This is a genomic window from Bacillus sp. S4, assembly GCF_040838205.1.
GTDB classification, from domain to species: domain Bacteria; phylum Bacillota; class Bacilli; order Bacillales; family Bacillaceae_G; genus Bacillus_A; species Bacillus_A cereus_U.
Window position 1 is genome coordinate 1 of record NZ_JBFPJI010000129.1, and the last position, 9,374, is coordinate 9,374.

Below are 9,374 nucleotides of genomic sequence, written 5' to 3' on the forward strand. Positions count from 1 at the left end.
TAGTTGATACTTAAATTAAATATTCAGAAAATTCAATTAGTTAAAATTGGAAAATGAGATAAGGAAATTTGAATGGGGGGTTATATTATGGCGAATAAAGTACCGTTTTCGTTCATAGTAGTTATTGGATTAATGTTATTTGCACTATTTTTTGGAGCAGGAAATTTAATTTTCCCAGCTATGCTAGGTCAATCGGCAGGAGAGAATGTATGGATTGCTAACGCTGGATTTTTAGTAACAGGAGTAGGTTTACCATTACTAGGTGTATTAGCATTTGGTTTTTCAGGTAAAGATGATTTACAGTCATTAGCAAGTCGTGCTCACCCAGTGTTTGGGATTGTGTTTACAACAGTTTTATACTTAGCAATCGGTCCGTTATTTGCAATACCAAGAACAGGAAATGTTTCTTATGAAATTGGTCTTAAGCCTTTTATGCCAGAGGGATTAGGTTCTACACCTTTAATTCTTTTCACAATTATATTCTTTAGCATCACTTGTTTTTTTTCGCTAAATCCTGCGAAAATTGTCGATATTGTTGGGAAAATATTAACGCCAATTAAATTGACATTCATCGGTATTTTAGTAATCGTTGCTTTTATTCATCCGATTGGAGATATGCAAGCACCAGTGGAAGCTTATACATCACATGCATTCTTTAAAGGATTCCAAGAAGGATACTTAACGATGGACACGCTTGCATCATTCGTATTCGGAATCATCATCATTAATGCAATTAAAGAAAAAGGTGCGAAAACGAAAACACAAATTATGGTTGTTTGTGCAAAAGCAACACTGATCGCTGCATCTATTTTAGCAATTATTTATACAGCTCTTTCTTATATGGGAGCTTCAAGCGTTGCGAAGCTTGGACATTTAGAAAACGGCGGAGAAGTATTAGCAAAAGTTTCTAACTACTATTTCGGATCATATGGCGGAGTATTATTAGGGTTAATGATTACAGTTGCTTGTTTAACAACAAGTGTGGGACTTGTATCAGCATGCTCTTCATTCTTCCATAAGTTATTTCCAAATGTTCCTTACAAAGCAATTGCAATTACGTTATGTGTGTTTAGTGCTATTGTTGCAAATGTTGGATTAACGCAATTAATCGCAGTTTCTGTTCCAGTATTAACAGCAATTTATCCACTAGCAATCGTGTTGATTTTCTTAACATTCTTCCACTCATTATTCAAAGGAAGAGCTGAAGTTTATCAAGTGAGTTTAATCGTAACGTTTATCATCAGCTTATTTGATGGATTAAGTGCAGCTGGAGTTAACATTGAAGTAGTAAGCCGTGTGTTCACTAAATTCCTTCCGATGCAGGAAGTAGGATTAGGCTGGATCTTCCCAGCGATTATCGGTGGATTTATCGGATATGGCATTAGCATTTTAAAAGCGAAAAATCAAGTTCAACCAGCAGCTAGTGCGAATAAGAAAATAGGTTGAATTTAAAAAGTTATAGAATTTGATTCTATAACTTTTTTTGTTACTATTAATAATGAGAAAAAATAAAGTAGTAGGGGAAATGAAATGAAAAAAACAATTGATCATATCGGCATCGCAGTTCGTGATATAGATAGTACGATACATTTTTATAAAAAGGTTTTATCAGGAACTTTAATAGATCGATACGTAAGTGAAGCACCCGGTGTTGAAAGCGAAGTAGCTATTCTTGAAGTTGATGGTGATAGAATCGAATTACTTGCGCCAACGAATAATACAACTTCTCCAATAGCACGATTTATAAAGCAAAAAGGGAAAGGTGTCCATCATGTTGCGTATCGTGTAGATGATTTAGATGTAGCTTTAGAAGAATTAAAGGAACAAGGCATTCGAACGTTAGAGCATACCCTTCGAATTAATAAACATGGTAGACGATTAATTTATCTTAACCCAGCGGATACAGAGGGAACAATCATTGAGTATTGTGATTATCCGGAAGAGAAGTAAAGGAAGTTTATCCTTCAGAAAAGGTGTTACGTAATAACGTAACACCTTTTTAATTTGTGTATTTCTCTTTATATGGGAGTTTATTTCACATTTTTTTCACAAATGATTCACGATAACTTTTCTTCTTTAGAAACTTACATAAATATATTTTATGCTATAATGATAATCAACTTTAAAAATATTAGTAATATCTATGAAGGTAGCTACTATTATATTGGAAGTATAGAGGTGAGGAATAAATAGAGAGTGATACTAAATAGATCCTTATACTTAATCAGATTAATAGTTTATCAAGAAATAAAACTTGGGAAGTAAAAGTAATGAAAGTGTAGTGACGAAAAAGAAAGAAGTGAAATGATTGTGAAAGTAATGCGAAGGTTAGGGGCATGGCTATTAATAGCGTGCGTGTTTATCATATTGATACCAAAAAGCACATCTGCTCATGCGTATGTTGTGAAATCAAACCCTACTGAAAATGAAACGTTGAAGAAAGCACCATCTATTGTGAAAATTGAATTCGATGAGGACATACAAGTTTCAAGTTTTAATACATTGTTCGTAAGAGATACCTCCGGTAAAAGAGTAGATTTAAAAGATGCTCATATTGATAAGAAAAACAAAAAATTATTAGAAGCTGGGTTAAAAGAGAATCTCAAAAATGGTCTTTACTCTATTCAGTGGAAAGCTATTTCAGCTGACGGGCATCCGATTCAAGGAGTTATTCCATTCCGGATTGGATTAGCAGAAGCGGGAACAGATGATATACAAGTAGAAGAGATGGGCTATGTTCCGCAAATCGATATGATCATGGAACATGGGGTTCTATATACAAGTTTCTCACTATTTTTAGGAGTTCTATTCTTTAATCTTATTATGTATAAAGGGAATGCAACCCCAGTTCAATCAAGGAGTAAGAGAATAATATGGATATCATTATTTGGGATATTTATTAGTTTACTATTCAATCTACCATTGCAGGCGAAAATAAATGCTGATGTTTCATGGTTAGAAGCATTCGATCCACTATTATTAAAAGAAACATTACAGCTATCTGTTTTTGGTTATGTATGGATAACTCAAATGGCTCTTATTAGTACGCTTATAATTGTTACATATTTTGCGGTGAAGCGTGAGAAGCTTTCGTCGTTTAAAGTATGGAGCATTCCAATTGTATTATTTATTGGGTTACTTGTTATGAAAGCCTTCAATAGTCATGCATATGGATTAAAGTTTAAAGAAATTGCTGTCGTTATGGACTTTCTACATTTATTCGCAGCTTCGTTATGGATTGGGGGGCTATCATCGATTGTTCTTCTTTTACGTAAAGCGGATGACAAGTGGACTATGTATTGGGATGCGATTAAGCGTTTTTCACCGTGGGCAACAGGTGCTGTCATAGTGATTTTATTAACGGGTCTTTTTAACGGTACATTTTTTATTCCCACGATCCATTCCCTATTTGATACGAAGTATGGATTGGCCTTATTAGCAAAGATACTTTTATTCGTGTGTATGGGGATATTGGGAATTATTCATTATGTGAAAGGGAGAATGCGAGCGCAGCAAAGGTTAGGAGCTACGGTGAAAGTAGAGTTTATCATTGGAATTATCGTTTTTGTAATCGTAGCCTTTATGACAAATGTACAAACCCCGCCGATGCCCCCTACTGGACCATATACAGAGAGTAAGCAATTAGATAATGGCTATGAACTTACTCTAAATGTAAGTCCTAATAAGGTAGGACAAAATACATTCCATATTACTTTAAAGGATGAGAACGGACAGCCTGTTACTGATATGGAACAAATTGTATTGACGACTCAATCGTTAGATATGAATATGGGCAAAGGTTCATTTAAAGTTTCGGTAGTTACACCGGGAGAATATGAAACGGAAGGGATGTATATTAACATGACAGGAAACTGGAATATACATGTTCATGGATTAACAAAATCTCTTGATAGTTTCGATACAGATTTTAAATTTATTGTAGGCGGCAGATAAAGTGAAACTTTAATCAGTGGGGGTTTTGTCCATCCCCCACTGATTATTAGCCTTCACCAATCGGGCTTTTACGGGCAGTTGATCTCCCACCTAACTTCTTTGCTCCAGCTGAATTTTGAGGTGGGAGTCTTACTGCCCACAAATAGCGGGATAAACAGAAGTTATGTATGAAAAGGAGTAAAAGAAAATGAGACGTATAAAAAAAATAGGAACAACAATGATAGCGACAATAATTGCAATGGGGATTTTTTCGTTACCTGTTAGTGCTCACGTAACTGTGCAACCAGCAACTTCGGATGCTAACTCATGGGAAACCTACACAATAAAGGTACCAGTTGAAAAAAATGTGGCAACAACAAAAGTCACACTAAAAATACCGTCCGGCGTTGAGTTTCAACAGTATGAACCAGTGTCAGGATGGAAAGTGGAAGAGCAAAAAGATGGAGCTGGAAAAGTTAAAACTGTAGTATGGGAAGCGACAGGGGAAGGGATTTTATCTGGTCAGTTCCAACGATTTACTTTCGTTGCTAAAAACCCAGATAAAGAACAAAAAATAGCTTGGGATGCATATCAACAATATAAAGACGGAGAAATTGTTGAATGGACAGGCGATGAGAAAGCTGAAAAACCGCATTCAGTTACTACAATTGCAAAAGGTACGTCCTTAACTGGAGAACATGGAGAAGTATCTAGTGTGGAAAAAAATGAAGGTACAAGTAATATATCAACAATAGCAATTGTGTTATCAGTTTTAGCGATTGTATCTTCGGTGGGTACGTTTGTTTTTGTAGTACGTCGTAAAAAGTAAGGTATAAGAAAGAGCCTACAAGCAGTAGGCTTCTTTTTCACGTTTATTTATTTCACTTCAACTTGCTGCCTTACAGCAAGTGTTTTCGGCTTTATATTCACAAAACAAATACTCACCACAATAAATAATAGTCCGATGAATAAGCTAATTGTAATGGCCTCATGTAAGAAAATTGAACTTACAATAATAGCGATAAGAGGGATAAGGAATGTATAAGCCCCAACTTTACTTGCCTCACCAGCTCCTACAAGTGTGAAGTAAGCAAGCCACCCCATTGCAATAACGAAGAATGAAATAAAGAGTAGTACACTTACAAATGGTATACTCCAAGCGATGTTAGACCAGCTCTCAAATTCTGAACCAAATCCGATTAAGCAAAATCCGCCAATAATAAGCTGAAGTGTTACCATCCAAATGGCATTAACGCGGTGTCCAGTTTTCTTAATAAATACTGTGCCGAGTGCCCAGCCGATAGCGCATCCTAAAGCAAGTAGTACACCGATAATAGAAATATGTCCAGTTAAACTACTAGAGCTAATAACCCCAACACCAATAAATCCAAGAATAAGTCCGAAAATTTTCAAGCCATACATTGCCTCTTCAAGCCAAATCCATGAGAAAATGCCGAGTAAGACAGGTTGGAGAAATACGATTGCGGAGAAGAGTCCGGCGGGCATGTATTGAAGTCCGACAGTTTGTAGTCCGTAAAACAAAATAATATTGAGTAAAGATGAAATAAAGTATAAATGCCAAGTTTCCTTTAAATTTAACTGTTTGTATTTCGGTAATGCGAAAATAAGTAAGATAAATCCTCCTATTAAAGTTCTAATCCCTGCAAAGAGTACGGGTGGTGTGTAATGCAGAGCGAATTTAGATAACGGCCAATTAATTCCCCACATAATAACGAGAAATGTAAGGATTATTGTCGCTTTAGTTCGAGAAAGCTGTGTCACTGTAAGACCTCCTTGTTGTAATTCATTTCCCTATGATATGATATCGAGTGTAATAAATAAAATGAATCTTTTTTATGGGGAGTATAAGTAATTAGTTATGACCATTACACAACTTCAAGTTTTAATTAAAACGGTTGAATTAGGAAGTTTTACGAAGGCTGCTGGGATGTTGAATATGACGCAACCAGCTGTAAGTCATGCAATTTCAAGCATTGAGTCAGAATTAGGGGTTACCATTCTTATACGTGATAAACGAAAAGGGCTAATCGTTACAGAGGTGGGAAACCGAATTCTTGTACATATTAGAGAAATTTTGAACGGTGTGGAGAAGATTGAGCAAGAAGTTGCGATGGAGAAGGGGCATGAAGTTGGAACGATTCGAATCGGGAGTTTTCCGAGTGCTTCAGCATATTTCTTACCTAAAATGATTAATATCTTTCGTGAAAAGTATCCGAATTTAGAATTAGTTCTTTGCGAAGGTACACTTAAAGAAGTAGAAGATTGGCTATTATCACGAGTAATTGATATCGGAATTGTTATTTTGCCTAATAAAGATATGGAGATCGTGCCCTTAACGAAGGGGAAAATGGTTGTTGTCTTAAGAGAGGATCATCCTTTGTGTAAGAAGAAATCTATTACAATAAGTGATTTAGAGAATGAACCAATCATATTATGTAAGGGTGGATATGAACCTCCCATTATTGATATGTTTAAACAAGCGAACGTACCACTTCGGGCTGAATATGTAATTTCGACAGTTACAACAGCTTTAAATATGATTCAAGAAGGATTGGGAATCGCAATTTTGGCTGAGTTATCTTTAACGAGTTTACCAAAGAATATACAAACGAGTGAATTGGAACCACAAGTATGGAGAGAAATTGCTTTAGCTGTTCCTTCATTAAAGGATTCTTCACTCGCTGTACAGCTATTTATTGAAGAATTCCAAGAGTTATTTGCAGAATAAAAAGAGGTGTCTCATATATCATAATGGGACACTTTTTTAATTTGCTTATAAAAAATCTATAAAAAGGATTGACTTATTTTTCGGTTGTAACTATAATGATTACATCGGGTGGTGATTACGATGAAAATTAGTAGCCGCTTTTCTATAGCTGTTCATATTTTATCTATTTTAAAAAACAATCCATCTTCAGTTTGCACTTCGGACTATATGGCCGAAAGTGTAAATACAAATCCGGTAGTCATTCGTAAAATAATGTCTTACTTGAAACAATCTGGATTTGTTTATGTAAATCGCGGACCAGGTGGCGCGGGATTATTAAAGGATTTACATGAAATCACATTGTTAGATGTGTATCATGCAGTGAATGTAGTAGAAGAAGACAAACTATTTCATTTTCACGAGCAACCGAATCCAGATTGCCCAATTGGAGCGAATATTCAAGCGGTGTTAGAAGTTATTTTAATTCAAGCACAATCCGCGATGGAAGAAGTTTTGAGAAATATTACGATGGGGCAGTTATTTGAATCTTTACAACAAAAAATGAATGCATAATATGATAATCGCAAGTCTCTAAAAGAGAATGCATATTTTTTTCTTAAAATTGTAACTGTCATGGTTACATCTGAAAATAAAAAGAAGGTAAGGTGCAAATAATATGGCTGTGAAAATGAAAGTATACTCAGATTTTATATGTCCGTTTTGCTTTTTAGCAAAAGGTCCATTAGATGAAGTAGCGAAAGAGAAAGATGTGGAAATCGAATGGATGCCATTTGAATTGCGTCCAAGTCCATATTCTAAAATAGATCCTTGGAATGAGCCAGATAAGTTAGGTTCATGGGATTCTTTCATTCTTCCTACTGCAAAAAAATTAGGGGTTGAAATGCGTCTGCCACGTGTTTCACCGCATCCATATACACATTTAGCTTTTGAAGGATGTGAATTTGCGAAAGAACGTGGACTAGGAAATGAGTATCATCACCGCGTATTCACCGCATTTTTCCAAGAAGAACAAAACATTGAAGATATTGATGTGTTAACAAAACTAGCGGTAGAAGTAGGGCTTCCTGAAGCTGAATTTAAAGATGCTTTAGTAAATCGAAAATATAAAGAAAAACATCAAGAAGCAATTCAGCATGCATATGATGAAGCGAATATTATGGCGGTACCAACTGTCATGATTGGTGATGAAGTCATTCAAGGGCTTGCTAGTAAAGAAACGTTACAAAGAGTAATTGATAAAGAAATCGAAAAGGATAAAACAAATTCATTTGAAGGTATGCAATGTAATACGGATGGATATTGCTAATTCGTTTTGCATGAAAGAATCAAGTTGATTTGTTTAAATAAAAATAATAAAACATATATTTGGAGGAATTAAAATGTCAGCAACTACAACAAACTTAAAAGAAGCAATCGTGAACCGTCGTTCAATTCGTAAAGTAACAAAAAACGCTACAATTACAAAGGAAAGAATTGAAGAAGTTTTAAAAACAGCTTTACACGCACCAACATCTTTTAATATGCAAAGTGGCCGTATGGTTGTATTAATGGATGGAGAGCATGAAAAGTTTTGGGATATCGTAAAAGAAACGCTTAGATCACGCGTACCAGCAGAAAACTTTGAAGCGACTGTAGAAAGACTAAAAGGTTTCCATACAGGTGTAGGTACAGTTTTATTCTTTGAAGATCAAGCAACTGTAGAAAAAATGCAAGAAAATGCACCGTTATATAAAGATCAATTCCCATTCTGGTCTCATCAAGGTAATGCAATGTTACAACATACTGTGTGGATGCTATTATCTGCTGAAGGAATTGGAGCGTCATTACAACATTACAATCCAATCGTAGATGCTGAAGTGAAAGCAACTTGGAACATACCAGCAGAGTGGAGCTTAGTAGGACAAATGCCATTTGGTGAGCCAAATGAACAACCAGGGGAAAGAACATTCTTACCTACTGAAGATGTAGTGAAATTTTATTAAGAAATACAATTCAAGATCAAAATTAAAAAAAGTTAGATAAATTAAAGGACAGTATATATACTATGTACTGTCCTTTCTTATTTAATATTCACACCCAATCGTGGAAGATCTTATTTAAGATAAGCATCCTTTTAGCTTAATAATAAAAGGGTTACTGCGAGAACAATTTCTTTAATATTGACGACGTATAATTAAAAATCTATTATGTTTATTTTTTTGAAATGACAGTAAACATCCCCGTCATGTTTGGTGAGTAATCTTTAAAATCATATTTTTCATAGAAAGATTCTTTACCTTGCGATGCAAACAAACCGACAAACGCCTTATCAGGGGCATTCTGATTTAAGTATTCAACCAAGATATGCATTATTTTTTTCCCAATACCATTTTTCTGATAATCTGGATGAACCACTATATCTTGAATATAGAAATAGATAGCCCCATCACCAACAATTCTCCCCATGCCCACAATTTGTTCATTATCTTTGACTGTGATGCAGTGGATAGAATTCTTTAGTGATGTTTCCACCACTTCAAAATTCATATAATTAGTCCATCCAACAGACTCGCACAAATATTTGTACTCTTCCAATGTTGGAATGTTATTTTTAAACTCATATTTCTTCAAAATGTATCCTCCAAGTCCTCAATTTCAACAAATAAATAAATTCGACATTTTTTTATCTATTCCTCTTATGCAACTAAACTCC

Annotated in this window: 10 protein-coding genes; 8 read left to right on the forward strand and 2 right to left on the reverse strand. The window is 35.0% G+C overall.

What is annotated here, in order from left to right; genetic code table 11:
- The first annotated feature begins 87 nt into the window (after window positions 1-87).
- From brnQ to AB3X48_RS13490, 4 genes are all read left to right on the forward strand, one after another.
- Window positions 88-1,446, forward strand: a complete 1,359-nt coding sequence (brnQ, locus tag AB3X48_RS13475) for a branched-chain amino acid transport system II carrier protein (protein ID WP_002158307.1) — start codon at window positions 88-90, stop codon at window positions 1,444-1,446.
- Between the two features lie 84 nt (window positions 1,447-1,530).
- Window positions 1,531-1,950 (forward strand): VOC family protein, encoded by a 420-nt coding sequence (locus AB3X48_RS13480; protein ID WP_002202379.1) that lies wholly within the window; start codon window positions 1,531-1,533, stop codon window positions 1,948-1,950.
- Between the two features lie 354 nt (window positions 1,951-2,304).
- The gene (locus AB3X48_RS13485; RefSeq protein ID WP_256415940.1) at window positions 2,305-3,954 is read left to right on the forward strand and encodes a copper resistance CopC/CopD family protein; all 1,650 of its coding nucleotides are present in this window, start codon (window positions 2,305-2,307) and stop codon (window positions 3,952-3,954) included.
- A gap of 187 nt (window positions 3,955-4,141) precedes the next feature.
- The gene (locus AB3X48_RS13490; RefSeq protein ID WP_016104538.1) at window positions 4,142-4,762 is read left to right on the forward strand and encodes a YcnI family copper-binding membrane protein; all 621 of its coding nucleotides are present in this window, start codon (window positions 4,142-4,144) and stop codon (window positions 4,760-4,762) included.
- Between the two features lie 47 nt (window positions 4,763-4,809).
- On the opposite strand, the gene AB3X48_RS13495 is transcribed toward AB3X48_RS13490, so the two are convergent.
- Entirely contained in the window at window positions 4,810-5,715 is a 906-nt protein-coding gene (locus tag AB3X48_RS13495) for a DMT family transporter (protein ID WP_002148757.1), read from the reverse strand.
- A gap of 97 nt (window positions 5,716-5,812) precedes the next feature.
- Between AB3X48_RS13495 and AB3X48_RS13500 the strand changes: the two genes are divergently transcribed.
- The 4 genes from AB3X48_RS13500 to AB3X48_RS13515 all read left to right on the forward strand — a co-directional run bounded on the left by AB3X48_RS13500 (window position 5,813) and on the right by AB3X48_RS13515 (window position 8,664).
- The gene (locus AB3X48_RS13500; RefSeq protein ID WP_016104539.1) at window positions 5,813-6,682 is read left to right on the forward strand and encodes a LysR family transcriptional regulator; all 870 of its coding nucleotides are present in this window, start codon (window positions 5,813-5,815) and stop codon (window positions 6,680-6,682) included.
- A gap of 120 nt (window positions 6,683-6,802) precedes the next feature.
- Window positions 6,803-7,234 carry an Rrf2 family transcriptional regulator gene (locus AB3X48_RS13505; protein ID WP_002148752.1) on the forward strand — a complete coding sequence of 144 codons (432 nt, stop codon included), beginning with the start codon at window positions 6,803-6,805 and terminating at the stop codon, window positions 7,232-7,234.
- Between the two features lie 103 nt (window positions 7,235-7,337).
- Window positions 7,338-7,988: a DsbA family oxidoreductase gene (locus AB3X48_RS13510; protein ID WP_016104540.1), complete on the forward strand. Its 651-nt coding sequence runs from the start codon at window positions 7,338-7,340 to the stop codon at window positions 7,986-7,988.
- A 73-nt stretch (window positions 7,989-8,061) separates the two neighbouring features.
- Window positions 8,062-8,664, forward strand: a complete 603-nt coding sequence (locus tag AB3X48_RS13515; RefSeq protein ID WP_016104541.1) for a nitroreductase family protein — start codon at window positions 8,062-8,064, stop codon at window positions 8,662-8,664.
- 208 nt (window positions 8,665-8,872) lie between these two features.
- On the opposite strand, the gene AB3X48_RS13520 is transcribed toward AB3X48_RS13515, so the two are convergent.
- Complete coding sequence (locus tag AB3X48_RS13520; protein WP_002158298.1) at window positions 8,873-9,292, reverse strand: GNAT family N-acetyltransferase; 420 nt, start codon at window positions 9,290-9,292, stop codon at window positions 8,873-8,875.
- Window positions 9,293-9,374: the final 82 nt, after the last annotated feature.

Excerpts from the sequence above, each read along its gene's own strand:
- brnQ (WP_002158307.1), top strand. The coding sequence starts at position 88 with ATGGCGAATAAAGTACCGTTTTCGTTCATAGTAGTTATTGGATTAATG.
- AB3X48_RS13480 (WP_002202379.1), top strand. The coding sequence starts at position 1,531 with ATGAAAAAAACAATTGATCATATCGGCATCGCAGTTCGTGATATAGAT.
- AB3X48_RS13485 (WP_256415940.1), top strand. The coding sequence starts at position 2,305 with ATGATTGTGAAAGTAATGCGAAGGTTAGGGGCATGGCTATTAATAGCG.
- AB3X48_RS13490 (WP_016104538.1), top strand. The coding sequence starts at position 4,142 with ATGAGACGTATAAAAAAAATAGGAACAACAATGATAGCGACAATAATT.
- AB3X48_RS13500 (WP_016104539.1), top strand. The coding sequence starts at position 5,813 with ATGACCATTACACAACTTCAAGTTTTAATTAAAACGGTTGAATTAGGA.
- AB3X48_RS13505 (WP_002148752.1), top strand. The coding sequence starts at position 6,803 with ATGAAAATTAGTAGCCGCTTTTCTATAGCTGTTCATATTTTATCTATT.
- AB3X48_RS13510 (WP_016104540.1), top strand. The coding sequence starts at position 7,338 with ATGGCTGTGAAAATGAAAGTATACTCAGATTTTATATGTCCGTTTTGC.
- AB3X48_RS13515 (WP_016104541.1), top strand. The coding sequence starts at position 8,062 with ATGTCAGCAACTACAACAAACTTAAAAGAAGCAATCGTGAACCGTCGT.